Source organism: Chrysiogenes arsenatis DSM 11915, from assembly GCF_000469585.1.
In the GTDB taxonomy this organism is placed as follows: domain Bacteria; phylum Chrysiogenota; class Chrysiogenetes; order Chrysiogenales; family Chrysiogenaceae; genus Chrysiogenes; species Chrysiogenes arsenatis.
The window spans coordinates 158,880-183,766 of the sequence record NZ_AWNK01000006.1 but is presented as its reverse complement, the minus strand read 5'-3'; the positions used below and the strand labels follow the sequence as shown (position 1 = coordinate 183,766).

The 24,887-nt window shown below is 49.5% G+C and carries 29 protein-coding genes and 1 tRNA gene; 25 read left to right on the top strand and 5 right to left on the bottom strand.

Translation table 11 applies throughout. The features are described from left to right. Positions 1-255: 255 nt before the first annotated feature. The 3 genes from P304_RS14130 (at position 256) to P304_RS0104845 (ending at position 3,027) form a co-directional block, all read left to right on the top strand. Complete coding sequence (locus P304_RS14130; RefSeq protein ID WP_051321420.1) at positions 256-849, top strand: hypothetical protein; 594 nt, start codon at positions 256-258, stop codon at positions 847-849. A 98-nt stretch (positions 850-947) separates the two neighbouring features. After that, entirely contained in the window at positions 948-2,129 is a 1,182-nt protein-coding gene (locus tag P304_RS0104850; RefSeq protein WP_152514491.1) for a DNA cytosine methyltransferase, read from the top strand. Beyond that, positions 2,122-3,027 (top strand): NotI family restriction endonuclease, encoded by a 906-nt coding sequence (locus tag P304_RS0104845; RefSeq protein ID WP_034764177.1) that lies wholly within the window; start codon positions 2,122-2,124, stop codon positions 3,025-3,027. Before P304_RS0104850 ends, P304_RS0104845 begins: the two co-directional genes overlap by 8 nt. A gap of 691 nt (positions 3,028-3,718) precedes the next feature. On the opposite strand, the gene P304_RS0104840 is transcribed toward P304_RS0104845, so the two are convergent. Beyond that, a complete protein-coding gene (locus tag P304_RS0104840; RefSeq protein WP_027389614.1) occupies positions 3,719-4,441 on the bottom strand; it encodes a SapC family protein in 723 nt (240 codons plus the stop codon). Between the two features lie 62 nt (positions 4,442-4,503). Next, positions 4,504-6,387 (bottom strand): molecular chaperone HtpG, encoded by a 1,884-nt coding sequence (gene htpG, locus P304_RS0104835; protein ID WP_027389613.1) that lies wholly within the window; start codon positions 6,385-6,387, stop codon positions 4,504-4,506. A 197-nt stretch (positions 6,388-6,584) separates the two neighbouring features. Between htpG and P304_RS0104830 the strand changes: the two genes are divergently transcribed. The 14 genes from P304_RS0104830 to P304_RS14110 all read left to right on the top strand — a co-directional run bounded on the left by P304_RS0104830 (position 6,585) and on the right by P304_RS14110 (position 18,392). Continuing rightward, positions 6,585-7,166, top strand: coding sequence for a LolA family protein (locus P304_RS0104830; RefSeq protein WP_027389612.1), 582 nt, complete (start codon positions 6,585-6,587; stop codon positions 7,164-7,166). Further along, positions 7,163-8,239: a succinyl-diaminopimelate desuccinylase gene (dapE, locus tag P304_RS0104825; RefSeq protein ID WP_027389611.1), complete on the top strand. Its 1,077-nt coding sequence runs from the start codon at positions 7,163-7,165 to the stop codon at positions 8,237-8,239. Before P304_RS0104830 ends, dapE begins: the two co-directional genes overlap by 4 nt. A 105-nt stretch (positions 8,240-8,344) precedes the next feature. Next, positions 8,345-8,420, top strand: a tRNA-Phe gene (locus P304_RS0104820). A gap of 119 nt (positions 8,421-8,539) precedes the next feature. Further along, positions 8,540-9,682 (top strand): succinyldiaminopimelate transaminase, encoded by a 1,143-nt coding sequence (gene dapC, locus P304_RS0104815; protein WP_027389610.1) that lies wholly within the window; start codon positions 8,540-8,542, stop codon positions 9,680-9,682. A 32-nt stretch (positions 9,683-9,714) separates the two neighbouring features. Then, entirely contained in the window at positions 9,715-10,536 is an 822-nt protein-coding gene (locus tag P304_RS0104810) for a 2,3,4,5-tetrahydropyridine-2,6-dicarboxylate N-succinyltransferase (protein WP_027389609.1), read from the top strand. A 12-nt stretch (positions 10,537-10,548) separates the two neighbouring features. Beyond that, positions 10,549-11,811, top strand: coding sequence for a DNA-binding response regulator (locus P304_RS16025; RefSeq protein WP_027389608.1), 1,263 nt, complete (start codon positions 10,549-10,551; stop codon positions 11,809-11,811). Then, positions 11,808-12,296: a peroxiredoxin family protein gene (locus P304_RS0104800; RefSeq protein WP_027389607.1), complete on the top strand. Its 489-nt coding sequence runs from the start codon at positions 11,808-11,810 to the stop codon at positions 12,294-12,296. Before P304_RS16025 ends, P304_RS0104800 begins: the two co-directional genes overlap by 4 nt. A gap of 11 nt (positions 12,297-12,307) precedes the next feature. Next, the gene (gene gloA, locus P304_RS0104795) at positions 12,308-12,700 is read left to right on the top strand and encodes a lactoylglutathione lyase (protein WP_027389606.1); all 393 of its coding nucleotides are present in this window, start codon (positions 12,308-12,310) and stop codon (positions 12,698-12,700) included. A 34-nt stretch (positions 12,701-12,734) separates the two neighbouring features. Continuing rightward, a complete protein-coding gene (locus P304_RS16020; RefSeq protein ID WP_051321419.1) occupies positions 12,735-14,699 on the top strand; it encodes an ATP-binding protein in 1,965 nt (654 codons plus the stop codon). Further along, positions 14,692-15,087 carry a response regulator gene (locus P304_RS0104785; protein WP_027389605.1) on the top strand — a complete coding sequence of 132 codons (396 nt, stop codon included), beginning with the start codon at positions 14,692-14,694 and terminating at the stop codon, positions 15,085-15,087. Before P304_RS16020 ends, P304_RS0104785 begins: the two co-directional genes overlap by 8 nt. After that, positions 15,080-16,711, top strand: coding sequence for a response regulator (locus P304_RS0104780; RefSeq protein WP_027389604.1), 1,632 nt, complete (start codon positions 15,080-15,082; stop codon positions 16,709-16,711). Before P304_RS0104785 ends, P304_RS0104780 begins: the two co-directional genes overlap by 8 nt. Positions 16,712-16,834: 123 nt before the next feature. Beyond that, a complete protein-coding gene (locus P304_RS0104770) occupies positions 16,835-17,800 on the top strand; it encodes a hypothetical protein (RefSeq protein ID WP_152514490.1) in 966 nt (321 codons plus the stop codon). Next, positions 17,797-18,072, top strand: coding sequence for a 4Fe-4S binding protein (locus P304_RS14115; protein WP_084417536.1), 276 nt, complete (start codon positions 17,797-17,799; stop codon positions 18,070-18,072). The genes P304_RS0104770 and P304_RS14115 overlap by 4 nt, the downstream gene beginning before the upstream one ends. Further along, on the top strand, positions 18,039-18,392 hold the full coding sequence (locus P304_RS14110; RefSeq protein ID WP_160165011.1) for an ArsR/SmtB family transcription factor: 354 nt from the start codon (positions 18,039-18,041) through the stop codon (positions 18,390-18,392). The genes P304_RS14115 and P304_RS14110 overlap by 34 nt, the downstream gene beginning before the upstream one ends. Positions 18,393-18,448: 56 nt before the next feature. Here P304_RS14110 and P304_RS0104755 read toward each other — a convergent pair whose 3' ends face one another. From P304_RS0104755 to P304_RS0104745, 3 genes are read right to left on the bottom strand one after another with little or no spacing between them, the layout of a single operon-like run. Then, entirely contained in the window at positions 18,449-18,685 is a 237-nt protein-coding gene (locus tag P304_RS0104755) for a thioredoxin family protein (protein ID WP_027389601.1), read from the bottom strand. Next, complete coding sequence (locus tag P304_RS0104750) at positions 18,682-19,119, bottom strand: arsenate reductase ArsC (RefSeq protein ID WP_201766919.1); 438 nt, start codon at positions 19,117-19,119, stop codon at positions 18,682-18,684. The genes P304_RS0104755 and P304_RS0104750 overlap by 4 nt, the downstream gene beginning before the upstream one ends. 8 nt (positions 19,120-19,127) lie before the next feature. Beyond that, complete coding sequence (locus P304_RS0104745) at positions 19,128-20,084, bottom strand: permease (RefSeq protein WP_027389599.1); 957 nt, start codon at positions 20,082-20,084, stop codon at positions 19,128-19,130. A gap of 214 nt (positions 20,085-20,298) precedes the next feature. On the opposite strand from P304_RS0104745, the gene P304_RS16015 reads away from it, so the two are divergent. The 8 genes from P304_RS16015 to P304_RS14090 are packed head-to-tail and all read left to right on the top strand — an operon-like array spanning position 20,299 to position 24,877. Further along, on the top strand, positions 20,299-20,778 hold the full coding sequence (locus tag P304_RS16015; protein WP_051321418.1) for a nitrophenyl compound nitroreductase subunit ArsF family protein: 480 nt from the start codon (positions 20,299-20,301) through the stop codon (positions 20,776-20,778). Next, complete coding sequence (locus P304_RS0104735; protein WP_027389598.1) at positions 20,778-21,464, top strand: aromatic aminobenezylarsenical efflux permease ArsG family transporter; 687 nt, start codon at positions 20,778-20,780, stop codon at positions 21,462-21,464. Before P304_RS16015 ends, P304_RS0104735 begins: the two co-directional genes overlap by 1 nt. Positions 21,465-21,511: 47 nt before the next feature. Continuing rightward, the gene (locus P304_RS14100; protein ID WP_084417535.1) at positions 21,512-21,892 is read left to right on the top strand and encodes an ArsR/SmtB family transcription factor; all 381 of its coding nucleotides are present in this window, start codon (positions 21,512-21,514) and stop codon (positions 21,890-21,892) included. Then, complete coding sequence (gene arsB / locus P304_RS0104725; RefSeq protein ID WP_027389597.1) at positions 21,892-22,950, top strand: ACR3 family arsenite efflux transporter; 1,059 nt, start codon at positions 21,892-21,894, stop codon at positions 22,948-22,950. The genes P304_RS14100 and arsB overlap by 1 nt, the downstream gene beginning before the upstream one ends. Before the next feature lie 14 nt (positions 22,951-22,964). After that, complete coding sequence (locus P304_RS0104720) at positions 22,965-23,840, top strand: universal stress protein (RefSeq protein ID WP_027389596.1); 876 nt, start codon at positions 22,965-22,967, stop codon at positions 23,838-23,840. Between the two features lie 57 nt (positions 23,841-23,897). Beyond that, the gene (locus tag P304_RS0104715) at positions 23,898-24,155 is read left to right on the top strand and encodes a hypothetical protein (RefSeq protein ID WP_027389595.1); all 258 of its coding nucleotides are present in this window, start codon (positions 23,898-23,900) and stop codon (positions 24,153-24,155) included. A gap of 34 nt (positions 24,156-24,189) precedes the next feature. Further along, positions 24,190-24,567 carry a hypothetical protein gene (locus P304_RS16010; RefSeq protein WP_051321417.1) on the top strand — a complete coding sequence of 126 codons (378 nt, stop codon included), beginning with the start codon at positions 24,190-24,192 and terminating at the stop codon, positions 24,565-24,567. A 31-nt stretch (positions 24,568-24,598) separates the two neighbouring features. Next, positions 24,599-24,877 carry a 4Fe-4S dicluster domain-containing protein gene (locus tag P304_RS14090; protein ID WP_034764169.1) on the top strand — a complete coding sequence of 93 codons (279 nt, stop codon included), beginning with the start codon at positions 24,599-24,601 and terminating at the stop codon, positions 24,875-24,877. The last annotated feature ends 10 nt before the right edge of the window (positions 24,878-24,887 follow it).

The window sequence follows — 24,887 nt, the reverse complement described above, 5'->3', positions numbered from 1 at the left end:
GAACCTGATCTATGAGTTTCAAGCTTGGATCAGGATGAAATGTATGACTTTTTCCATGTTTGTCCCCTGATATCGCAATAGATAGAAAATAAAACTTTTTTATATTTTTCGTTGTAACACGGAAAAATACGGGATACAGTTTTCCGTGTTTATGGCTTTACTATCACGAAACATGGAAAATTTTCCAGATATAGGGGTGTGATATGTGGAAAAAATTCTATTTATTGTACTGTTAAGTTTACATCGGGATCGGTCATGGATGAAAAAATACGGGCATCCTGGGAACGGACTCTTCACCCAGAAACCCTCAAAACCAACATCATCACGGCTTCAATATTCTCGATGGCTTTCGAAATGCTGAAGAGCAGCATTGTAGAAAAAATCGAAGGTTTCTTTACGAACGGGTTTGATCAGAATGGCTCGATTGTTAGCCCAGAATACAAAGAAAAGGTTCTTTCCCTGAATAGAAGTCCCGTCTACGCGTCATTGAGGTGGCTGCAGGAAATGGACGCCATCAATGATGAGGACATGGGGAAGTTTGAACACGTTAAAAAGTGCCGCAACACGCTGACACACGAAATGCTTTCTTTCGCTTCCAGTGGGGTAGATTTCAACGTTGCGGAAGCATTCGACGAAATGGTGGCGCTGTTACGAAAGATCGAAATGTGGTGGTTCGAGCATTTTGAAATGGCAATAGACCCGGAATCCTATCCAGACGATTTAGATCTGGATCAGGTGATTCCGGGGCCAGTCTGGAGTCTCCAAATGCTTATAGATGTTGCGTTGGGACCAGAGGAAGAGGCTGAGAAGTATTATGATCTGTTTGTGGCAGCCGCAGACAAAACTTAACCAGTGGGTGAANCTACGCTGCGCTTCGTCCCGGCGGCTTACCCAAGGCAATAGGCACAATAAAAACCATCCTACGTGTGTAGATAGGAAAGAGAAATTTGAAAAAGAAACTTTTAGTTGATTTATTTGCAGGTGCTGGAGGCCTTTCATGTGGTTTGGAAATGGCTGGCTTTTCACCAATATTGGCAAATGAAATTGACCCAAATTATGCAGATACCTACAAGCGAAACCATTCAAACACAGAGGTTGTAGTCGATGATGTCCGAGAGGTCTGTGATAGAAGCTTGAAGAAAAGCCTTGGGTTGAAAGTTGGCGAGCTAGATTTGCTTGCAGGCGGGCCGCCTTGCCAAGGCTTCTCTATAAATGCGCCAATCCGAAGTCTTGATGATAAAAGAAATCATCTATTTAAAGATTATTTACGTATCGCAGAGGCTCTCAAACCCAAAGCTGTATTGATTGAAAATGTGCCCGGCATTGTATCTTTAGGAAAAGGAACAGTTGTCGAGCAGATTTATAAAGAGCTTGACAGGATGGGCTATAGCGTAGCCCATAGAATATTATTTGCAGGCCATTACGGAGTGCCGCAAATGAGATTCAGAACTACCTTTATTGCAATTAAAGGTAGTGGAAAAAAGATAATTTTTCCTGAGCCTACATATAACGCAACAGCAGTTGCCAATTTCACTGGTGCAAAAGAACTTTGCATTAATATCCCGCCGTTGTTTACGCAGCACTTAAAAGCCCACACAAGTGTATGGGATGCAATATCCGATTTGCCAGAAATAGAGCCGGGAGACGCTAACGGTATATTTGATTATCCAACAGAACCCAAAAGCGAATATCAACAAATTCTCCGCATAGGCTCTAGGCGCATTGAAAACCATATTTGCTCAAAGCTTGGCAGTATTAATTTAGAACGGCTTAAACATATACCGCAAGGTGGTAGCTGGAGAGATATTCCATTTGATTTATTGCCAGCGGGATTAAGGCGTGCGCGTCGAAGCGATCACACTAAGCGATATGGAAGACTTCACCCCGAAGGATTATGTTCAACGGTGTTAACTAAATGCGACCCGCATTGGGGAAGCTTCTTCCATCCGGTGGAGGATAGGGTTATATCTGTTAGGGAAGCTGCAAGAATACAATCGTTCCCAGATTCATATATTTTCTACGGAAGTACCACACAACAATATGAACAAGTAGGCAATGCGGTTCCACCGTTTTTGGCAAAATCAATCGGTGAAACTATATTAAAAATGATTGGGGATGGTGATGAGTAGAAAAAGAGATTTAATTGAGATGTTTGGATACAGTCCTGATGACTTAACACAAAGTGTCCGAGCGCTTTGGAGTATGGGCGGATGCCCGTTCACTAATAAAGGCTGCATTAAAATTAATCACGATCAAACCATAACCTATGGAACGTGCAGTGTGACTTCGCCGTATGGCGACATTATTATTTGTCCAAACAGACTGTACGTTAATGCTTACGACGTTCTGGCTAAGGTAAGTCAAGATGCTTTTGGGGATGACTTACCGTTCTTAATGTATGATCAATTTATTGAAAAAAGGGCTTTGCATTCAGAATGTATTGTTGCACTCGGGAAAAATTCTGGAAGAGAGATACAAGTCGGTCGATCTTTATCAATGGATTGGGTTCTGGCACATATTTCAGAGGCCAAACTGGTTGGGTATGTAGGCATAGAGGTCCAGAGCATAGACATTACAGGGAATTATCGCGATGCGTGGCATGCCTACAAGAATTTCACAAAGAACAGTGATCGAGATACGCTCCCATCATCACAGCATGGCCTCAACTGGGCCAATGTTCACAAACGTTTAATACCCCAAATAATTCGAAAAAGTGTTGTGTATTCGAGATCAAGGCTGGTAAAGAAAGGCCTTTATTTCATATTGCCAGATATTGTCTACCAGAAATTTGAGGAGGTTGTTGGTAGTGATATTCCATTGGTTGACGATTTAAGTCATGATACTATAACGGTTTACACATATGAATTAGGCGGATCAGTACCTCATGGTAGTCAGAGAAGTTTAGTTCAAGTTAGAAAATTGAGATTCAATTTAGATGAATTTTCAAATCGTTTTATTTCAGGCCCAAATTTACCAAGTGGTGAAGATTTAGATCAAGTAGTCAAAAGGGTTCTTGGGGTTGGCTAAGTGCCTAACGGATAAGGTTAGATCGTGATCGCGAAGCGAGCCACGATCTGAACCGTTTGTTGGACAAGCCCGGCGGTGACCGTCATGTTGCATGAAAATATCTTTTAGGATCTGGGGTTGCTAGATCAGTAAATTGAATCGTCGCGAGGTTGGAAGTAGGTGCAGATCATTTGCTGCCATGATTTTGTTGGACGAAGCCGCTGCACTCCATTGCCGCCGCTGAGCTTGGTAGCTAGTCAGGGGATGTCTTCATGCGAAGCACAGTTCTCGTTGCACTCATAGTAATGGTTGATTGAGCACGTGTCAGGGGTCACAAATTTCGTAGGTTAAGATGATCGGCAGTGCCGGAATTCGTGTCGTGTAGCGGGCGTGGTAATGGAGCAATGTAACTACGAACAGGCTGGAGAGTAGTCTCCAGCCTGTTTTCGCGATGTGTATTTCGTCGATCAACCAATCAGCTGCGTAACTGTTCAGCACTTTTACCCGTCATCTCGAACGTACGTGAGAGATCTTGCCTTTGAGATTTCTCGCTTCGCTCGAAATGACACACATTCGATGCTCACGGAGGTCAGATTTCTCCTCGCCAACGCTTCGCTCGAAATGGCACATATTCAATACTCACGGAGGTCAGATTTCTCCTCGCTAACGCTCGCTCGAAATGACATAAAAACGCTTCGAAAAGACTCTGGTGCTATGAAGCTGAATAGTTACTTCGCTGCTTATACAATGCTGCCAGCGTATCGAGGTTCGACAGCGACATGAGGTGTGTGGCAATTAAGCGGTAGATGCCAGTCGTCATCAGTTCTGCCAATACGTCAGCAGGGAGTTTCGCTATTTTGGCTTCATCCAGACGATAGATTCCCGCAAGGCGGAAACTCTCTTCGCCGACTTTCAGGTCTGCATAAATCTGCTCAAACAAGTCATGTTTTTCCATGTGCATCAGAAAGCGGCGTGTCCGCACTTGCGCTTCGTGGTATTCCTTCAGAAATCCGAGGGCGGCGTTCATGAATTCTGTTGGCTCGCCAGCTTCGTTATAGAGCGGTGTCCCTTCGTTTGGATCAAGGCTGAAGGCGGCTTGCTCAAGTGCCGGAACAAGGGTGTTGTCGTCTTGACGGATAAAGGTAAAGGGGTAGCTGCGAATCCAGGCGGGAACGTAGGTGTTCGGTGCCCAATTGCCGTCCGCATCGACACACAGGTTCACGTCTTGCTTCATGCCGAGCATGCACATAGACGTCCACACGCCGTTGTTATCTTTAATAAACACAATGGGTAAGGAACGGGCTGCGCGCTCGTATTCGTCAACGGTGACGGCGCAGCAGTGCATATCGGCGGCGTGGCTAAAACCGGTTATTTGGCGAACTTTTGTGGTTTTGGTGCGTTGATCGTCAATGGCGATGGGGTTTTGGAACATCATAGGGTTTTCCTTTGGTTGGTTGGTCGATCAATAAAAAAGGCACTNTGCTTCTTAATCCGGTGTCAAGCGCCAGCCATCAGGCGAGAAATCCGCTGCGCGAAGCGCGAAGGATCTTTTGGCTTCGAGCCTTCCATAATCAGCGCTTGGTCGTACAGCATTTCGGCATATTCGCCGAGGATGGGGTTTTCTTTATTTTCTTCAAAAAGGGCGTTCATTTTGGCGACTACGGGGTGTTCGGAGTTGAGTTCCAAAATCCGTTTGGTATCAGGAACTTCCTGCCCCATTGACTTGAGGAGTTTTTCCATCTGCGGATCCATGTCGGTTTCGCCAGCCACTAGGCAGCACGCGGAATCTTTCAGGCGGCCAGAAAGGCGAACTTCGCCGACGTCGTCTTTCAGGCGATCTTTCAGCAGATCAATCAGAAGCTTGTATTTTTTCTCGGCTTCTTTTTTCTGCTCTTCTTTATCCTTATCAAGGGCAATGTCGCCTTTGATAACGGACTTGAATTTTTTCCCTTTGAATTCGCCAAGGTTGGTGATGATGTAGTCGTCGATTTCGTCGTACATAAAGAGCACTTCGTACCCTTTATCGCGGAACGCTTCGAGGTACGGCGAGCTGGCAACTTCGCCGCGCGATTCACCGGTGATGTAGTAAATTTCATTTTGGTCGGACGGCATATTGGTCACGTAGTCGCTCAGATTGGTGAATTCACCCGCTGCCGTTTTGCTTGATTCAAAGAGGAGCAATTCTGCAATGGCTTCTTTGCGTGTGGCATCGTAATGAATTCCTTCTTTGAGCACTTTGCCGAACTCTTTGTAGAACGCGAGGTATTTGTCGAAATCGTTTTGCTTCATGTGCGAAAGCGCATCAAGCACCCGCTTGGTGATGTTTTTCTTGATCACTTCGATCATGCGGTTGTTTTGCAGAATTTCGCGTGAAACGTTCAGCGGTAGGTCGGATGAGTCAACGACTCCTTTGACAAAGCGGAGGTAAACCGGCATCAGTGCTTCGCAGTGCTCCATGATTTGGACGCGCTTGACGTACAGCGTTGGGCCGATTTTGTACTCTTTATAGAAGAGATCAAACGGCGCGCGGCTAGGGATATAGAGGAGTGCAGAAAACTCGTTCGTCCCTTCGGCACGGTAGTGGATGGTTTCGGCGGGGTCGGTAAAGTCGTGCGAGACGTGCTTGTAGAACTCTTTGTATTCCTCTGCGGTGATCTCGCTTTTGTCTTTGAGCCAGATGGCTTTACGCGAGTTCAGGATATCTTCTTTGGTGCCGTCTTTTTCGCCTTTATCGTCGTAGTTATCGATTTCCATACAGATGGCGTGTTCGATGTAATCGGAATACTTGCGGACGATGCGGCGCAGTTCCCACTGATCGAGCAGGTTTTTCTCTTCTTCTTTCATGTAGAGGATAACGTCGGTGCCGCGTGTTTCTTTGGTAATGGTGTCGATGGTGTATGAGCCGTCAGCCGATGATTCCCACACGATTCCTTGATCGTTCGCGGCACCGGCTTTGCGGCTGCGTACCGATACCTTATCGGCCACCATAAAGGAAGAGTAGAATCCAACGCCAAACTGCCCTATCAGTTCAGGGTTTTCCTTCACTTCTTTGCTTTGCAGCGCTTTCATGAACTCTTTGGTGCCAGAGTGGGCAATCGTGCCAAGGGCGGTGATCGCCTCGTCGCGCGTCAAGCCAATGCCGTTATCGCGGATGGTCAGCGTGCCTGCTTCTTTGTCGGCAATCAGTTCGATTTTCCAGTCGCCGCCCCCTTCAAGGAGTGCCTGATTGGTCAGCGACTCATAGCGAGCCTTGTCGATAGCGTCAGAAGCGTTGGAAATAAGCTCGCGCAGGAAAATTTCCTTGTGCGAGTACAGTGAGTGGATCATCAGGTCGAGAAGTTGTTTGACTTCGGTTTTAAATTCCATCGTTTGTGCGCTCATAGTGCGTCGTCCCTCTCGGAGTAAAGTGTTGGCACTTGAGTCTGTCGAGTGCCAAAAGCGGCGCTATCATACCGCAACCGATAAAAAAATCAACTCTCGGAATGAGTTTTTTCGCATACAATGGGCGAATATTCCCTGCTGACAGGGGTAGAATTATCCGCTAGCATACAGTGATCATCTCTCATAAGGAGTTCATCGTGATACGTAAAACGCTCTTGGCGACGGTTACCGCTTTTTCTCTGGCTTGTCTGGGTTCGGCAAGCGTCATCGACTACCTTGAAACGCTTGATGACTTCAGTGCGGAGTTTACGCAAGCAACGGTTGCCAGCGATGGGCTCACGCAGTCGGGATCGGGTGAGCTTTTTGTCTCCCGCGCGGTGCAGGCGACAGCATGGGAGTACAGTCAGCCAGAACGGCAAAAATATCTGATTCGCAATAATCAACTGTGGCTTTATTTGTATGAGGAACGGGAACTAACGATTGGAACGCTGGAGGATGGCCACGGCCTTGATTTTGCGCAACTGAGTCGTGCATCACTTGCGAATCAATATACCATTATCGAAGAGACCGACACCCGTTTGCGACTTGAAACATTGCGCGAGCCCAAGATGAACATTACCATTGAGCTTCGTGATGGTAAGCTGCATCAAGTGCAGATTGAGAGTGCGACGAAGGAAGTGACGACGCTCGAATTTCAGCAGGTGCTCACCAATCAGATTCTTGGCGAATCCCTTTTTGATCCGGTTATTCCTGTTGGTTGGGAGGTTATCCGCCAATGACATCACGCTCCCGCCACTATTTGAATCAACTACTGGCTATTTCCAGCCTTACTGGTCATGAAAAACAGATTGCAGATATGACGGAAGCGCTTTGTGCCGAATTGGTTGGCGCGCCGAACGTGGTGCGTGTTGGTCATACCGTTATGGCAAGTCTCATCGTCAATCCTGCGTATGAGACAATTATTCTCGCGGGGCATCTTGATACGGTGAATAGTGTCAACCAATTTCATGGACAGGAACTTTCGGGGAAGCTCTACGGGCTTGGCACGTCGGATATGAAGGGTGGCGATGCCGTCATTTTCGCGCTGCTGGAACATTTTTCGACGCATTCGCCCCATTATAATCTGCGTTGCATTTTTTATGACCGCGAAGAAGGGCCATATCTGGAAAATGGTCTTGGGCCATTTATGGAACAGTACGGAGCCGAACTCCAAACCGCGCAGCTCGCTATCTGCTTAGAGCCCACTAGCAATCGTGTGCAGATTGGTTGTCTTGGCACGCTGCATGCTTTGGTTGTGTTTCATGGCGTGCGGGCGCATTCGGCGCGTCCGTGGCTGGGCGTCAATGCGATTCATCGTGCCAGCCAACTCTTAACGGCTTTGGCGGTGTGCAATCCGGTCGATTACCGTTTTGGGGAACTCTGCTATCGCGAAGTGCTCAGTGCAACGACGGCGGAATTTTCCGGTGCGCGCAACATTGTCCCTGATCGTTTTGCGCTCAACCTTAACTACCGTTTTGCGCCGGGCAAGAGTACCGACCAAGCGTGTGCCGAGCTGGAGGCCTTTGCCCGTAAGCATGGTGCCGACGAAGTGATCTTTACCGACGTCTCTCCGTCTGGCAATGTGGCGCTGGATAATCCCGCCATTCAAGAGCTTATTTCCCTGTCGCAAGCCGCCGCCGAGGCCAAGCAGGCGTGGACGGATGTGGCGCGTTTTGCGGCACTTGGCATTGATGCGATTAACTTTGGCCCTGGAATACCGGAGATGGCGCACAAGGAGAATGAGTACATTGAACTTGACGCGCTGGAAAGAAATTATGCCGTGATGGTACGCTTTCTGGCAGGCGGCTCATAGGGTGTGTTTTGGGGAAGTGCGCTTTTTCTGCTGAGCGTGAAAGAAAGGCTTGACACCATCGTCGAAATTTCCGTATAGTCCCCCCCGTCGCTCGATGGACCCTGTGCCCAGATAGCTCAGTCGGTAGAGCAGAGGACTGAAAATCCTCGTGTCGGTGGTTCGATTCCGCCTCTGGGCACCATCCAGTTTTCCACTTCTCTTTCTTCCAGATTATTCGATTGCCAAACACGCTCCGGCGTGTGTTTGCGTTCGTGCTGCGAACAGCGCAGCATTAACCCCAAGAGTTTCCGCGAGGAATATGTGAATTCTCGAATTAGCGCTTTACAGCCCTACCCAATGGATGAACTCAACCGCCTGAAAGCTGAATTGCAGCAGCAAGGGGTGACGCTCTATGACTTTGGCACCGGCGACCCGACTATCCCAACTTCTGATTTTATCATTCAGGCACTGCGGGATGCCATCCCGAGCGTCAGTCAGTATCCGACTGTCGCCGGAGAATCCACCATGCGCACGGCGTGTGCTGGGTATTTGCAGCGCCGCTTTCAGGTATCGTGCAATCCGGCGACAGAAATTCTCCCATCGGCTGGATCAAAAGAATCGGTTTTTCACTTTCCACTCGCCTTTCTCGACCCGCATACACCTCGCAAATATGTTATTTATCCGACACCCGGCTACGCCGTTTATGAGCGCGGAACCCTCTTTGCAGAAGGTGAGTGTTATCCGGTTATTCTCCGTCCTGAAAACAATTTCTTGCTCGATCTTGATGCCATTCCAAGCGATATTCTACGCCAGACTGCTATTGTTTGGATCAATTACCCGCACAATCCGACTGGTGCAATCGCGACGGCCGCCTACTATCAGCGCGTCGCTGAGCTCGCTCGTGAGTATGGCTTTATCGTGTGTTCCGATGAATGTTACTGCGATATTTATGACCATGATGATGCCGCGCCGCTCAGTATGTTGCAATTCGGGCGCGAGAATATTTTGGCGTTCTACTCGCTTTCCAAGCGGAGTGGGATGACAGGATACCGCTCTGGATTTATGGCAGGCGACAGTACATTAGTTGCAACCTATAAAAAGATTCGCACCTCGATGGGTGTGGCATCGCCAACCTTTATTCAGGCAGCAGCAACGGCGGCGTGGAGCGACGATGCGCATGTGGCATGGCGTCGCGGTATTTTCGGTGAACGGAAGCAGCTCTTTCTCGACTTTTTTGCACGGCACGGGCTGGAGTGTCACAGTGGCCCTGCAACATTCTTCCTGTGGGTAAAAGCCCCAGCGGGATACGATGGGCAATCGTATGCCACGCATTTATTACGACACGGCATTGTGGTCAGTCCAGGCAGCTTCTTTGGCGATGGTTCTGCTGAATATATTCGCATTGCACTTGTGCCCGACAAAGAAAAGTGCCAACAGGCGATTGCACTGTGGGAAAAACTCTAATCATCCGAAACTATCAATAAAAAAGGATATGTATGCAACAACTCCAAACCATGATTGAGGCAGCCTTTCGCAACCGCGAACTCCTCAAAGAGACTCAGTATGCCCAAGCGGTGCGCGAAGCGATTGCCCTGCTCGATAGCGGCAAACTCCGTGTTGCCGAGCCGACGGCTACCGCAGGCGAATGGCAGGTCAATGCCTGGGCGAAAGAGGCTATTCTGCTGTATTTTGGTGTAACACAGATGGAAGTTATCGAATGCGGCCCGTTTGAGTATTATGACAAAATCCCCCTCAAAACCAATTTTCAGGCCGCTGGTGTACGTGTTGTACCTCCTGCTACCGTCCGCTACGGAGCGCACATCGAAGCCGGAGCGATTCTCATGCCTTCATACGTCAATATTGGCGGGTATGTGGCGACGGGGTCGATGGTTGACACATGGGCGACGGTTGGCAGTTGTGCGCAGGTTGGTAAAGGGGTGCACCTCTCTGGCGGCGTTGGACTTGGCGGCGTTTTGGAACCACCGAGTGCTTCTCCGGTGATTGTCGAAGATGGTGCCTTCCTTGGTTCGCGCTGTATCGTTGTCGAAGGGGTACATATCGAACGCGAAGCTGTATTAGGCGCGAATGTAACGCTGACCGCTTCGACACAGATCATCGACGTTACGGGATCAGAGCCTGTGATTACCCGTGGTCGCATTCCGGCACGCAGCGTCGTTATTCCTGGCACAACCACCAAAAAATTTGCCGCTGGCGAGTTTGGTGTGCAGTGCGCGTTGATCATTGGCAAACGGAAAGAATCAACCGATCAAAAAACATCCCTAAACGATGCCCTGCGGGAATTTAATGTTTCCGTCTAACAAAGGTGAACTATGAGTGGCGAACGAATTTTGATCCTTGATGATAACGCCAAACAGCTCGACTTGCTCGGGAAGTATCTTGGCAAGTATGGTTACAAAACGCTTCTCTGTGGCAAGCTGGCCGAAGCGCTGGCAATATTTGCTGAGCGCGATGATATCCGGATTATTATGTGTGCTTCCAGTGGCACTGCGCAAAACCTGCAAACGAATTACGATACACTGTTCGCACACGCTCCTGAACTACCTCTTTTTCTCTTCGCCCCGAAAGACTATGTGGCCGACACCTTACCGGAACACCATGAACACATCGCGTTACCCTTGCAACTCCCCGCGCTGGTACAACGGATAAAAAATACCTTGCGTACCCTGCGCTACAGCGGACGAAGCAATGTAAACCGGAATGCAGAACCAACTCCGCAGCAAAACGGGGCGCACAGTGCCAGTGAACAGCCATATGCCGCGCGCGACCGTCGCCCAATGTCGCAACAGCCGCGTCGCCATGAGTCACCACGGCGCGATCCCATCGCGCTCCCCCCAACACAGCTTGAAGCGCTTGTGGCCGTAGAATCCGCTCCGGCACCGACTGCCACACCAGCACCACGTGTGCCGAAGCCACCACGCGAAAAGCCGGCAGCAAAAGCACCACAACCAAAACGCGAAGCCAGACCACCGCGCGAAGCAAAACCAAAGTTGGAGCGCGAATCCGCAGTAGCCGTAATCGCGGCTACTCCGACGCCACCGATTGAAGTTCCGGAACCGATAGTTGCCGAACCTGTTGCGGCTCCAGCACCCGTCAAAAAAACTCGTGCGAAGCGTCAACCGGTTGTTCCAAGCGAAATAGAGCCAATCTTTCCTAAGTCGAGCATGCCACTCACTCCAAGCTTGCTGGAGACCGTTTCGAAAAAACCGGCTCCTGCACGGAGTAATAAGCATTCAGGGTTGCTTGAAACCTTCACGTTTCCCACGGTGAAATTGACGTTGGATCGTCAAAAGGAAGAGTTGTTAATTGAAGGGGAAGCTATTGCTCTTTCGACCACCGAATACATTCTGATGAAGTATTTGCTGGAAAACCGTAATCGCGTTTTATCGCGCGACGAAATTCTTCACGATAGTCATGCTCTGAACCCGGAAACCTCGCCGCGCAATGTAGATACTGCTATCCGCAAACTGCGCCGAAAACTTGGTGATGATACGCGCGAACAGCCGTTAATCCAAACTATCTGGGGCGTCGGTTACCTTTTACAGGATAAATCAAAGCGGAAGCCGCGCTCATGAAACGGCTGATTGGCCTTACTGTATTTTTGCTGTGGAGTGCGCTACCCGCTGTGGCACTGATTGGTGACCCGATGCTTGATGCGGTAGCGCGTGACATCCGCAGTGGCGAAACCTTTCGCCTTTCGGACAAACGGGGCGACAATTATCTCGTCGTATTTTTCGCTTCCCAGTGCCCGCCGTGCCAGCAACAAATCGAGGCACTGGCGCTCGAAGCTGAAGGGCTGCAAAGGGCGAATATAGAAGTGATTGCACTGGCGCTTGATCCCGTAACAAGCGAAGTTGAACGCTTTGTCGACACGCATAACGTCCCGTTTCGCTTCGCGCAGCTTTCGCCCAGTTCGCTGGAGTTTTTCTCGAATATCAAAATTGTCCCCTTTCTGTTTCTCGTTGACCGCAATGGCGTCATCCGCTACGAACATACAGGGATTATTCCGAATACCAAACTTCTCGAAGAAATCGACGCCTTACTCTGGGCAATTCGTTAAAAGGAGCTTGCATGCGTCTTTTGCACACTATGCTACGCGTAGGAAATCTGGAGAAATCAATAGCATTTTATCAAAACGTCCTCGGTATGAAGTTATTACGGCGCACCGATTACCCCGAAGGGCGCTTTACACTGGCCTTTTTGGGATATGGTGACGAATCCAATACAACAGTGCTGGAGTTGACTCATAACTGGGATACCGAGCATTACGAACTTGGCACTGGGTTTGGACACCTTGCCATTGAGGTCGACGATGTGTACCGTGCGTGTGACGACGTTCGCGCCCAAGGGGGAAAAATTCTCCGCGAAGCGGGACCGATGAAGCAGGGTTCGAGTATTTTGGCTTTTATTGAAGACCCAGACGGGTATAAAATCGAGTTTTTGAGTCCTGATCGGCGCGACTAATACTCGCGATAGACCGCTATTCAAGGAGCGTTTTATGGTTCGCCGCGGCATTGCCATTCTCTTACTCACTTTGTGCGTGAGTCTCCCAGGGGTAGCCAAAAGTGTTGCGCCTGATCTCGAATCAATCCTCTCTTCTGAGGAGCGTCATTATCTGAGCGGGCGCTCCACAATCAACCTTTGTATTGATCCTGAATTTCCTCCGTTTGAATATTTTAACGCGACTGGCGAGGCGGAAGGTCTAGCGGTTGATATGTTGCGCATGGTGACGGCGAAATTGGGTTTAACGCCGGTGGCCGTCCCTTCCAAAAACTGGAGCCACTCGCTTGAGCTGGGGCGCAGTCGCCAGTGTGATGTTTTTTCAAATATTGCGGCAACCGAAGAGCGCCGCTCATTTCTTGATTTCACTACCCCGCACCTCACTTTTCCCTTTGTCATTGCGACCCGCCAAGAAGAACCCTTTATTCACAGTGTACGCGATATCCTGCACCGCGACATTGCCGTCATACGTGGCTTTGCTAGTGTCGACATGCTCCGCGAGCGCTATCCTGATATTAACTTAGTTCTCGTAGAGAATATCGAAGAGGGGCTGGAAGGCGTTTCGCGCGGTCGTTACTACGCCTACATTGATGTGCTCGCGAGTATCAATTATTCGATTCGCAAGCTGGGGCTTTCCAATGTGAAAATCGCGGGTCATACCGATTTTAAAATTGATCTGGCCTTTGCCTCCCGCAACGACGAGCCAGCACTCGGCAGCGCGTTGCAAAAAGCGTTAGAAAGCGTTACGCAACACGAAAAAGACGAGGTTCTTAATCGTTGGGTTTCAGTACGGTATGAGCACGGACGCGACTACGCATTGTTGTGGAAGGTGCTCGCCGGCGCAACGGTTATTGTGTTGATTATCGTGTGGTGGAATCGCACGCTGCAAGTGCAGATCCGGCGGCGGCATCAAGCCGAAGCCGAACTTTCCAAAGCGAATGACGAATTGAATCATACCCTTGAAGAGTTGAAATCGGCACAGTCGTACGTGGTGCAGCAAGAAAAAATGGCGGCACTTGGTCAACTGGTGGCAGGCGTTGCTCACGAAATCAATACACCACTGGGCGCCATTCAGTCGTCGGCAGGGAACATTCTCGATTCTCTGGCACAGGCGATCCGTGAATTACCGCAGGTATTATCCGCCTTGAATGAAGCAGAACAGCAACACTTTGTTGCGCTGTTGGAGCGCTCCGCGCAGGGGGAAATTCTCCTGACCACCCGTGAACAGCGTGAAAAACGCAAGGCTATGGAAGCGCAACTGAGCGAACAGGGGTTTGCCAATAGTCGCGAAATTGCCGAACAGTTTTTGCGACTCCGTATCTATCAGGGCTTTGAGACCTTTATGCCGCTCTTGCGCCATCCTAACGCGCGGCTGATCCTTGAGACCGCTGGAGCGCTCTCGGTTATCTTTGCTAGCGCCGGAACGATCATGGATGCGGTCAAAAAAGCATCCAAAATCGTGTTTGCCCTCAAATCGTATGCCCGTCATAATTATGGTGGCGAAATGACCCTCGGCTCCCTGAAGGATGGGCTGGAAACCGTACTCACCCTCTATCAGAACCAAATTAAGCATAATATTGAACTCCATCGCGACTATGACGAAGCGCCGCAAATTCTGGCCTGTCACGATGAGCTGAACCAAGTGTGGACGAATATTATCCATAATGCACTGCAGGCCATGGAATATCGCGGTCGACTGCGCATCGCACTGCGGGTACAGGAAGCTGGGCAACGTGTTGAAATTGCCGATTCAGGTTCCGGCATTCCAGAAACCATAGCAACGAAAATTTTTGAGCCGTTTTTTACCACCAAATCGGCGGGCGAAGGGAGCGGCTTAGGGCTTGATATCGTCCGTAAGATTGTAGAAAAACATGGAGGGACGGTGACATTTACCAGTGCCCCAAATGAAGGGACGACGTTCATCGTCTTTCTTCCCGTACAGAAAAAGGTGACTCATGTATAAAGGTGCCATCCTGTGTGTTGACGATGAAAGAATTATTCTCGAATCTCTGAAAAACCAGCTGGGGCAGGAGTTTGGCAAAGAGTACATTATTGAACTCGCGCTCAGCGCCGATGAAGCGTTAGAGATTATTGACGACTTACAAAGCGAATCGGTCAGTATGCTGGTCGTCATTTCTGACTGGCTGATGCCGGGCATGAAAGGCGACGAGTTGTTGCTGGAAATTCACCAGCGAATGCCGCAAGTGGCAAAAATTATTCTGTCGGGTCAAGCTGACGAAAGTTCCATTAAAATGCTGCATGAAAAGGTGCAGTTGCAAAAGTTTATCGCAAAACCGTGGAAAGCCGAAGAGCTCATCACCATCATCCGTGAAGGGATTCGTCATGGGTAAAAAAGAGCAGGTGATTTTGTGCGTTGACGATGAACACCTTGTCCTGAACAGCCTGCGCGAAGAACTGCGCCCGCTTTTAGCCGCTGGGTATCGCTTGGAAATGGCCGAGACGGGCGAAGAAGCGTTAGAGTTGTTTGAAGAACTTATCGCTGAAGGAGCCGAAGTTCCCTTGGTCATCAGCGACCAGATTATGCCCGGCATGAAGGGGGTGGAGCTGCTCGTGCTGATTCACGAAAAGTCACCCGAAACATTGACGATGATGCTCACCGGGCAAGCCGATGTTAACGAAATTGGCGCCGCGCTCAACCACGCTAACCTACGTAAATATATTGCCAAACCATGGGATTCGCATGAGTTGCAGCATATTGTCCGCAGTATTTTGCGTGAATACGCTATTCACCGCGAGCTCGAAGAATACCACCGCACGATAGAAGAAAAAGTCCAGCTCACCGCGCGGGAACTCGAAGAGAGCCTCACTAAATTTAAAATTCTCGCCAAAATATCGCCCATCGGCATTTTCCTGACAAATATTGCGGGCAAGCTCGAATATGCCAACCGCAAAATGGTGGAAATCGTCGAAAAATCCCTCTCGCAGCTCTTGCAGTCCGATTGGATGGAGCAAATCCATCCTGATGATGCTCCTGCCACGCGTGCGCAATGGCAGGGTATGCTGGACTCCAACGAGCCGTTCCATCACGTTTTTCGGATTATTCAAACCTCAGGCACTCCACGCTGGGTGCTGGGTATGGCCATCTGTCAGGAAGGCAAAGCGAATATTGAGCCGTTTATTATTGGCACACTCACGGATATTACCGAACAAATTGCCCTGCAAGAACGAATGGCCGCGCTGAATGCCTCGCTCAAAAACGAAGTGCAAGCCCAAGTGAAATCCTTGCGCGATAAAGATCACCTGTTGATTCAGCAAAGTAAAATGGCCGCCCTCGGCGATATGGTGAACTCGATCGCGCATCAATGGCGTCAACCCTTAACTGGGCTCCATTCGATGATGGCGTTGGCACTCGATGCGGCTAACTCCACTCCGCCCGACGTAGAGGAAATTGTGTACGCATGCTCGCGAGGGCAAAGTGTGACTGAATTTTTATCGCGTACCATTGACGACTTTCGTCGGTTTTTCAGTCCGACTAAAATATGGCAGCGCTTTTCCCCCGCCGAGTCCGTGCAAGCGATTGCGAGAATGCTCTTTAGCGATCTGAAAATTGATAACATTATACTGACAGTGGAAGACCCTGAGGCCATTTTTATTGAAAATTATGAAAATGAATTTCAGCAGGTCGCCATCAATTTTATGAGCAACGCGCGCTACGCGCTGCTAGAAAAACAAAAACACGACAGCGCCACGCGGGAATATTGGCTGAAGGTGTCTATCACACACGACGATGAATCTATCCGCATTGCCTTTGAAGATAACGGTGGCGGTATCGATAGTGCCCATCTGCCGCATATCTTTGACCCGTATTACACCACCAAGGGGGAAAAAGGGACGGGAACCGGTTTGTACATGGCGCGCATGATTGTCGAAAAAAGCATGCGCGGAAAACTCGAATGCCGCAACACCGAACAGGGCGCCGAATTCAGTATTGTCTTGCCGCGCACGTCCTCGTAAGGGAAAACACCATGAACCGCGAAGCCATTGTGCAGACGCTGCAATCCCGCGAGCAGCTCTCTTTCGTTGGCATATTTATATTTCTGAATATTCATGATATTGATTTATTGAAGGGGTGCGTCAATGACAACACCAACCCTCCTCCACTTCGGCCTGAAGGATTTTTGGCTCGCATTTTGGCAATGGATGCGTTCCTATCGCTTGTTTGAACAGATTCCTCCCGGCCTGTACTATACGGGCGCTCACTATCCCAGTTCCAGCCCCATGTTAGTCACCTGCAACTACCATTTGACGGTCTTTCTTCTTTGGTGGCGAGTTTTACGCTTTCTTCCACCGCAGCGGATTCTGGTGCTCGACACTGCCGGAGTGAACGTGTGGTGTGCCAGTGGTAAGGGGACGTTTAGCGCTGATGAAATTTTGCGCCAACTTGCCCGTTATCCAGAAGCCGTAACGGGTTCACTGAAGGGGATGGAATTGATTCTGCCGAAACTGGGTTTCTCCGGTGTGCAATTAGCAACGCTCCAGCGTGTGGGGATTACACCGCGCATTGGTCCCATCTACATGACGGATATTCCCGCGTATCTTGCGCAACAACCGCACGCCGACTTTGCTGGTATCTATCGCTTTACCCTGCGCGACCGCCTTTTTACCCTGCCACCGAGCACGATACAGATTGCCACGTATCTGGCACTTCCGACTGTTGCGGCGTGGGTGTTGCACCAGTTTTTTGCGACACAGATCTGGTGGCAGATTTTCGCTGGCGGTATTGCGATCGCGTGGCTCTATATAGTGTTGTTTCCAATTCTTCCTTCCAAACGTTTTGCCATCAAAGGACTTTGGCTTGGAAGTGCCTTCATGTTGAGTGCATTGTTGATGTTCGCTTACGGGGGATGGAGTTGGCTGGATACTCTTTTTGCCATACTATTTGTTTTGGGAGGGAGTCTGTTTTTTGGTCTTTATTATACGGGCAACAGTGGTGTCAGTAATTACTCGATTGTGAAGTACGAAACACTTCGTTATTTGCCAATCAGCATTGGTTTGCTTATCGCCAGCATGGCGATCATTGTGTATAAGGCGGTGCAAGCATGATAGCGTTTGATCACAGCAAATGTGTTGGCTGTGGTGTGTGCCAGCGGGTATGTCCACGCGGAGTTATCTTTTTCGTGGACGCCAAAGCACAGGTGACCGATTTCGAAAGTTGCCTTGAGTGTGGTGCTTGCCAGAATAACTGTGTGTTTGGCGCGATTACGCTGGAAAAAGGGACCGGCTGCCTCGTTGCTGTTTTGCGCGAAGATATTCTGAAAACCGTGCCCAAAGGGAGCGGCTGTTGCGGTGGGCCGCAGTCGAAGCGGTGTTGCTGATGCAAAATTTTGACGCCAAACATTTTTCCCGACTCTTTGCGCTCCTTTCGAACCCCATGCGTTTAGAGATTTTACAGCAACTCGCCACCCATTGCTGCCGCGATGCACAGGGTGGTTGCTGTGTCAGCGATGTAGAGGCGCATATCGACTTGCATCAGCCAACGGTTTCAAAACATTTAAAAGCGTTGTGCGAAGGGGGGATATTGGAGCGGCGGCGTGAAGGGAATCGTACCGTGTATGCTTTCAGCGATGGCGCGGCGCTGGAGCAGATGCAACAATTTTTACGCCACTATCAGGAATGCTGTCCACGGAAGCCGTAAGTAGTGTGTTACTGCGGGCAACCCCAGCTGTGGAGATGCCCGCAAAACAAAATGCGTTATTGAGCTGTCAGTAATCTCAGTAATTCATCGTGACTGGGGATTTTGCCCGTCGTTTTGACCGTGCCATCAATGGCAAAAGCTGGGGTGCCCATAATCCCTTTTTTGACGATCTGCTGAATGTCGCTCACTTTTTCGAGGGTGAAATCCAGATTCAGTTCCTTGGCGGCGCGATCGACCGCTTCCATCAACCGTTCGCATTTCGCGCATCCCGTGCCGTATACTTCGAGTTTCATTGTGCCTCCTGAGCAAGATAGTCAACGATTGTGCGACGAATATCGTCACGAATAATTCCAATTTTCTGTAAACGCTCGCTTTCGCTGCCCTCTTTGATAGCAGACGGATCTGGAAAACCCCAGTGAAGTCGCTTGACCTTCAGGCCGGGGAACGCTGGGCACCGTTCGGCGGAGGCTTCGTCGCACACGGTGACAACAACATCGTACTGCTTGCCACGGTTGAGCAGTTCAAACACGCTTTTCGTGCCATTGCCGCTAATATCAATGCCGATTTCGGCCATGACTTTGACCACAATCGGGTTCAGCTTGCCCGGCTCGATACCAGCACTTTCCGCCACAATCTGTCCGCCGGAGAGTTGATTCATAAACGCTTCGGCCATCTGCGAACGGGCGCTATTATGGATACAAACAAAAAGCCACTTCTCTGGTTTCATCATTCACCTCACGAAAGAAAGAAATTGAAGACATACCCTACAACAACGATCCCGATGCTGACGATTCCGAAAAAGAGAGCGATCAGGCGCGCATGTAGGATTTGTTTTAAAATTATCGCTTCAGGGAGCGAAAGTGCCGTGACGGCCATCATAAATGCCAACGCCGAGCCTATTTGCATCCCTTTGGCGGTCAATACCGAAATCAGGGGGAGAACGCCAGCCGCATTGGAATACATCGGTACACCGAGCAGAACAGCAATGGGTACGGCGAAAGGGTTGCCGGGCCCTGCCCAGTTAGCAATTAAATCTGCCGGAATGTAGCCGTGAATAAAGGCACCAACCCCGACGCCGAGCATGACGTACAGGTACACTTTGCGGAAAATTTCAACGGTTCCCTGCCACGCTTCACTAGCACGCTCACCGAGTGGCCGCTTTTCTATTTCGCCTGGATCAAGCTCGCCTTCCATGGGTTCAACATTGATGATGACATAGCGTTCCATCTTGAGGCGACCAATCACAAAGCCACCTAAAATAGCGACCGTGAGGCCAAGCGCCACGTAGAGCCCCGCAACTTTCCAGCCGAATAACCCCAAGAGGAGGGCAATCGCCACTTCGTTATTGAGCGGTGCGCTGATAAGAAACGAAAAGGTTACCCCCAGCGGAATCCGTGCCTGCAAAAACCCAAGAAAGAGCGGGATAGCCGAACAACTGCAAAACGGGGTAATAATCCCGAAACACGCCGCTAAAATATTGCCGACAAACTCTGATTTTCCCTGCAGCCAGGTTCGCACGCGATTGGCATCAACGTAGCTCCGAGCAAACGTCACCACAAAAATAATCGAAATGAGCAGAAACCAAATTTTTATCACATCGTAAATGAAAAAATTGGCCGCTTGATTGAGCTGGCTTTCTGGTGAAAGTGCCAGCCACTCATACATTATACGGTCAACCAATGCTTGCCACATGGTTACACCACCCTTTCAAAACGTGATCAAAGTGTTGGCGAGAACGGAGTATCCCGCCGCATGTCTATGCCTCATGCGCCATATTTAAAATGGTGTCAATTGTTTTTTTATTGACTATATTCGTAAATCCGGATATAGGCATTAAGCGTGAATGGTTTAGCGTAAATAAATTTTTTTGAGACGAACGTCAGGTTAAGGGAGTAGGTACTCTGTAATGATTTTTAACGCGGTAAAGCTACAAAAAATACTCACCACCGCTCTGCTGATATTCACGTTGGTGAGTATCGGCTTTTTGTTTGGCAAGCATTCGGCTTCTGATGGGATTGATAATGGTGCGCCTGCCGCAGGAACCTACGTGGCGGTCTATTACCTACACGCTACCTTTCGCTGTGTCAGTTGCAACGCAATTGAAGCGCTTACCAAAGGGTTATTGGACACATCGTATGCGGAGCCGTTGGCGAACGGATCCATTCGCTGGAGCGTTGTAGATTTTCAGGAAAACGAAGCACTCGCCAAGAAGTTTCGTGTCGTTGCGACCAGCGTAGTTGTCGCGTTGGTTGACAATGGCCGCATTCGCGACTTTGAGCGCTTGGATAAAATTTGGACATTTGCCGAGAAGCCTGAAGAGCTGACCGCGTACATTCAGGCGGCGATCGACCGTCACGTTGCTCAATTGCCAGCAGGAGCCTTGTGATGGATATATCCTTGCTGGCACTGATTTCGGCGGCATGGTTGGGCATCATTACGGCCATGAGTCCTTGCCCTTTGGCCACGAATATCGCCGCCGTCTCGTTTATCGGCGGGCAGTCGGGGAAGAAGTTCTCCGTGCTCGCCTCTGGCCTGCTCTATGCGGCGGGGCGTACCGTAGCGTATGTAGCGCTGGGGGCACTGATCGTTTTTGGCCTGTTTCAGAGTAGCGATATTTCACTTTTCTTGCAAAAATACCTGAACGACGCCCTTGGCCCTCTTCTCATTTTGGCTGGACTCCTGTTGCTGGGTTGGATTGGCAAAGGGCTTTCATTCGGACTCCACCTTGGGAAATTTCAAGATACCATCGCTGGCGGCAGTGTGGCATGGGCCTTTCCGCTGGGAGCCTTGTTTGCCCTCTCATTCTGTCCCATATCCGCCGGCTTATTTTTTGGCGGCTTGCTCCCGTTGGCGCTTCAACAGCAGTCCGCATTCCTGATGCCCGCCGCTTATGGCATCGGCACCGCCTTGCCCGTCATCGTGTTCGCCTTTGTGCTCGCTTTTGCCAGTGCCTCTGTCGGTCGCATTTTTGAAAAGGTTTCGCTGGTGGAACGGTACGTGCGCCCGCTGGCCGGAGCGGTGTTTATTGTGGTGGGGCTCTATTACAGCATCTTTCATTTGTATGGTTGGTAGCGAAGAGTCGCTTGACAATATTTGAAAATCCGGATATAGGGATATTTATGAAACAACTCGTTAGTTATCACAAAGCACTTTGCGACGAAACCCGCCTGCGCATCATTGCGCTCCTTGCGGAACAAGAGTTGTGCGTCTGTAACATCACGGCGGTGCTCAGCTTGCCGCAATCCACCGTGTCGCGCCATTTAGCCGTACTACGCGGAGCTGGGTTGGTAGAAGATCGCCGCCATGGAACGTGGATGTGGTACAGCCTCGCGCCGATTTGGCACGGTTCACAGACAACGTTTTTATGGAGTTTATTGACAGACTTGCGGCAGCAAGAACAGGTGCAGCGCGACCGTGCGCTCTTGTCTCTGAGTTGCGCGCCAGCAACACAAGAGGCCTCATGCTTGAGTACTCAAGAATTGCAAGAAGGAGATGTATAATGGAAAACCAACCGTCGTCAGGAATCAGTTTTTTTGAACGGAATCTTACCCTCTGGGTTGTCCTGTGTATGGTCGTTGGGGTGCTGATTGGTCAGTTCCTTCCCGCCATCCCAGAGACATTGGCTCAGTTTGAGTATGCGAAGGTCTCCATACCTATTGCGGTGCTGATCTGGCTGATGATTTACCCTATGATGATGAAGGTCGATTTTGCGAGCATTAAAGATGTTCGCAAAAATCCAGCGGGTCTGTATGTGACGTGGACTGTCAACTGGATCATTAAACCCTTTACCATGTTTGGCATTGCCGCATTTTTCTTTTACGTTGTGTTCAAATCGCTCATCCCGCCAGAGTTGGCAAAAGACTACCTCGCTGGTGCTGTTTTACTAGGCGCTGCCCCTTGCACCGCAATGGTTTTTGTCTGGAGTCACCTGACACGAGGCAACGCAGCGTACACGGTAGTACAGGTTGCTACGAATGATCTGATTATTTTGGTAGCCTTTACGCCGATCGTTGCGCTTTTGCTTGGTGTTGGCGGCATCACCATTCCGTGGAATACTCTCTTGCTGTCCGTCCTGCTGTTTGTCGTTATTCCGCTCGCGGGTGGCATTATTACCCGTAATATTGTCATTAAAAGCAAAGGGGAAGAGTATTTCAATAAACGCTTTATCCCAAAATTCAACAATATCACGATTGTTGGGTTGCTCCTGACGCTCATATTGATTTTCTCATTCCAGGGTGACGTTATTATCAACAACCCCTTGCATATTCTTCTGATCGCTATCCCTTTAACGCTGCAAACGTGCCTGATATTTTTTATCGCCTATCTCTGGTGTAAGAAGCTGCGCTTGCGCCACGATATTGCGGCGCCAGCGGGAATGATTGGCGCGTCGAATTTTTTTGAACTCTCCGTTGCGGTTGCAATTACGCTGTTCGGAGCCTCTTCCCCAGCGGTGCTCGCAACGATTGTTGGCGTACTTGTCGAGGTGCCGGTCATGTTAGCGCTTGTCCGTTTTGCCAATAACACCCGTGACTGGTTTCCTGAATCTCGCACAACGTAATGGGAGGTAACACTATGTTTAAGAAATTTATTGTCGCGACTGATCTCTCACCGGCATCGTACGCTATGACTGAATGCTTAAAAGGGCTGCAAGATTTCGAGGCTACCGATTGCTTATTATTGCAGTGCCTGAGCTTTGCGCATGCGGCTGCTACCGCCTATTCGTACCAAACTGAATCGCTCGAAGAGCTTATGGATGCGCAGAAAAAGAACCTCGAACAGCAGGGATTTACCGTAGAAACCCGTATCGTTGTTGGTTCCCCGAAACAGGAAATCAACCGTATTGCGGCAAAAGAACAGTACGATCTCATCGTTCTTGGCACCCAAGGGCAATCGTTGGCGGAAGAAAAAATTCTTGGTGGCGTTGCCTTTGGGGTGCTCAACAAATCCCAAAAGCCAGTATTGGTGGTTCCGGTGGAAAAATCGGGTGAAAATTCTGCCTGCACACCTTTCGGGAGCTGCGGTTTTGGCGAGCACATATTGTTTGCCACAGATTTCTCTGAAATGGCGGATAATGCCTTTAGTGAACTACAAAAGTTGATTACAAAAGCGGTAAAAAAGATCACACTGGTGCACGTGCAAGATAAAATTAAAATCGAACAACACCTGAAAGATCGACTTGAAGAGTTTAATGAACACGATCGCAGTCGCCTCGCTCACTTAAAGCGACTTCTCCTGAAAAATGCACCAACATTGCAAGTACACTCAGAGGTTTGCTACGGCATTCCTCATGAAGAGATTTGCCGTTCCGTTCAAGAAAATGGCGCTACAATGGTTGTCATGGGAACACAAGGGCGGGGGTTTGTGCGTGAGTTTTTCCTTGGCAGCGTCAGTCACAGTGTCGTGCGCAATTCGTTGGTGCCAGTACTGCTCATACCAATGCCGGAGTGATACGAAGTTTTTCTGTCTATACCGATAAACCATTTACCTCTTTAAGGAGATGACAGTATGCGTGAAGATCTAAAAAGCATTTTTGGGAATTTATCAGCAGATGAAAAAATCACCTTTTTGCAATCCATCATGCCAGAGGTCTGCACGCTCTTCAGTGAAAACCCTCAGCGTATGATGGCCGAAATGATGCCTCTGTGCCGCCAAATGATGGAAGGCTGCGGCATGGATATGGCACAGATGATGACCATGATGCAGGCAATGAAATCAAAATCCTGTGGATGTACCGACACCCTTGGCGGAAAGTGTTGCGGTTAATTTTAGTATCACGCCACCATGAAGGAGAATTATCATGAGCAGTTCAACGGAAAAACAGAAAAAAGCCGTTCTCTTTTGTACCTGTAGCGGTGCGTGCGCTAGTATGGCAAAACTTGACTTCTGGTCACTCGCAGAACGGGTACGCCTGGAACTCGAAGATGAGATCGAATTTCTTGCCCTGCATCCGCGCCTGTGTGAGCCGGATGGGGAGCGCTTTATGGGACATGTTCTTTCCAAAGACATCCTCTTTATTACACCGGCTTGCAATGAAACCAAACAAAAGAAATTGCTCCGCGACGGGTTTGACAATGCCGGCGTTCCTATGGACGAAGCGCACTGGATCCCCGTCTCGATGGGGATGGAAGATAACGAATCGGTTTTCCAAAAAATTAAAGCGGCGGTTGGTGCATAGCGACCACTGAAGCAAAAGAATGGAGAAAGCCATGTCGGATGATCGAACCTATATGGGCATCCCACGGGGCGAAATTCCGTGGTTTCCCGAAATAAGCGAAGCGAAATGTATTGGCTGTGGGGAATGCCTCGGGGTCTGCGCCAACAACGTTTTTGTGCTCGATACCCAGCACAAAAAAATGGTGGTGGAGTCACCCTATAACTGCGTCGTTCTGTGCAATAAATGTTCAAAATTTTGCCCAAAAGACGCCATCAGCTTTCCCGATCGTGCGATGATAAAAAAACTCCTCGCGGACAAACTCGCGAAGTAGCCAAGAACAA

Excerpts from the sequence above, each read along its gene's own strand:
- P304_RS14130 (WP_051321420.1), top strand. The coding sequence starts at position 256 with ATGGATGAAAAAATACGGGCATCCTGGGAACGGACTCTTCACCCAGAA.
- P304_RS0104845 (WP_034764177.1), top strand. The coding sequence starts at position 2,122 with ATGAGTAGAAAAAGAGATTTAATTGAGATGTTTGGATACAGTCCTGAT.
- P304_RS0104840 (WP_027389614.1), bottom strand. The coding sequence starts at position 4,441 with ATGATGTTCCAAAACCCCATCGCCATTGACGATCAACGCACCAAAACC.
- htpG (WP_027389613.1), bottom strand. The coding sequence starts at position 6,387 with ATGAGCGCACAAACGATGGAATTTAAAACCGAAGTCAAACAACTTCTC.
- dapE (WP_027389611.1), top strand. The coding sequence starts at position 7,163 with ATGACATCACGCTCCCGCCACTATTTGAATCAACTACTGGCTATTTCC.
- P304_RS0104810 (WP_027389609.1), top strand. The coding sequence starts at position 9,715 with ATGCAACAACTCCAAACCATGATTGAGGCAGCCTTTCGCAACCGCGAA.
- P304_RS16025 (WP_027389608.1), top strand. The coding sequence starts at position 10,549 with ATGAGTGGCGAACGAATTTTGATCCTTGATGATAACGCCAAACAGCTC.
- P304_RS0104800 (WP_027389607.1), top strand. The coding sequence starts at position 11,808 with ATGAAACGGCTGATTGGCCTTACTGTATTTTTGCTGTGGAGTGCGCTA.
- gloA (WP_027389606.1), top strand. The coding sequence starts at position 12,308 with ATGCGTCTTTTGCACACTATGCTACGCGTAGGAAATCTGGAGAAATCA.
- P304_RS16020 (WP_051321419.1), top strand. The coding sequence starts at position 12,735 with ATGGTTCGCCGCGGCATTGCCATTCTCTTACTCACTTTGTGCGTGAGT.
- P304_RS0104785 (WP_027389605.1), top strand. The coding sequence starts at position 14,692 with ATGTATAAAGGTGCCATCCTGTGTGTTGACGATGAAAGAATTATTCTC.
- P304_RS0104780 (WP_027389604.1), top strand. The coding sequence starts at position 15,080 with ATGGGTAAAAAAGAGCAGGTGATTTTGTGCGTTGACGATGAACACCTT.
- P304_RS0104770 (WP_152514490.1), top strand. The coding sequence starts at position 16,835 with ATGACAACACCAACCCTCCTCCACTTCGGCCTGAAGGATTTTTGGCTC.
- P304_RS14115 (WP_084417536.1), top strand. The coding sequence starts at position 17,797 with ATGATAGCGTTTGATCACAGCAAATGTGTTGGCTGTGGTGTGTGCCAG.
- P304_RS0104755 (WP_027389601.1), bottom strand. The coding sequence starts at position 18,685 with ATGAAACTCGAAGTATACGGCACGGGATGCGCGAAATGCGAACGGTTG.
- P304_RS0104750 (WP_201766919.1), bottom strand. The coding sequence starts at position 19,119 with ATGAAACCAGAGAAGTGGCTTTTTGTTTGTATCCATAATAGCGCCCGT.
- P304_RS0104745 (WP_027389599.1), bottom strand. The coding sequence starts at position 20,084 with ATGTGGCAAGCATTGGTTGACCGTATAATGTATGAGTGGCTGGCACTT.
- P304_RS16015 (WP_051321418.1), top strand. The coding sequence starts at position 20,299 with ATGATTTTTAACGCGGTAAAGCTACAAAAAATACTCACCACCGCTCTG.
- P304_RS0104735 (WP_027389598.1), top strand. The coding sequence starts at position 20,778 with ATGGATATATCCTTGCTGGCACTGATTTCGGCGGCATGGTTGGGCATC.
- P304_RS14100 (WP_084417535.1), top strand. The coding sequence starts at position 21,512 with ATGAAACAACTCGTTAGTTATCACAAAGCACTTTGCGACGAAACCCGC.
- arsB (WP_027389597.1), top strand. The coding sequence starts at position 21,892 with ATGGAAAACCAACCGTCGTCAGGAATCAGTTTTTTTGAACGGAATCTT.
- P304_RS0104720 (WP_027389596.1), top strand. The coding sequence starts at position 22,965 with ATGTTTAAGAAATTTATTGTCGCGACTGATCTCTCACCGGCATCGTAC.
- P304_RS0104715 (WP_027389595.1), top strand. The coding sequence starts at position 23,898 with ATGCGTGAAGATCTAAAAAGCATTTTTGGGAATTTATCAGCAGATGAA.
- P304_RS16010 (WP_051321417.1), top strand. The coding sequence starts at position 24,190 with ATGAGCAGTTCAACGGAAAAACAGAAAAAAGCCGTTCTCTTTTGTACC.
- P304_RS14090 (WP_034764169.1), top strand. The coding sequence starts at position 24,599 with ATGTCGGATGATCGAACCTATATGGGCATCCCACGGGGCGAAATTCCG.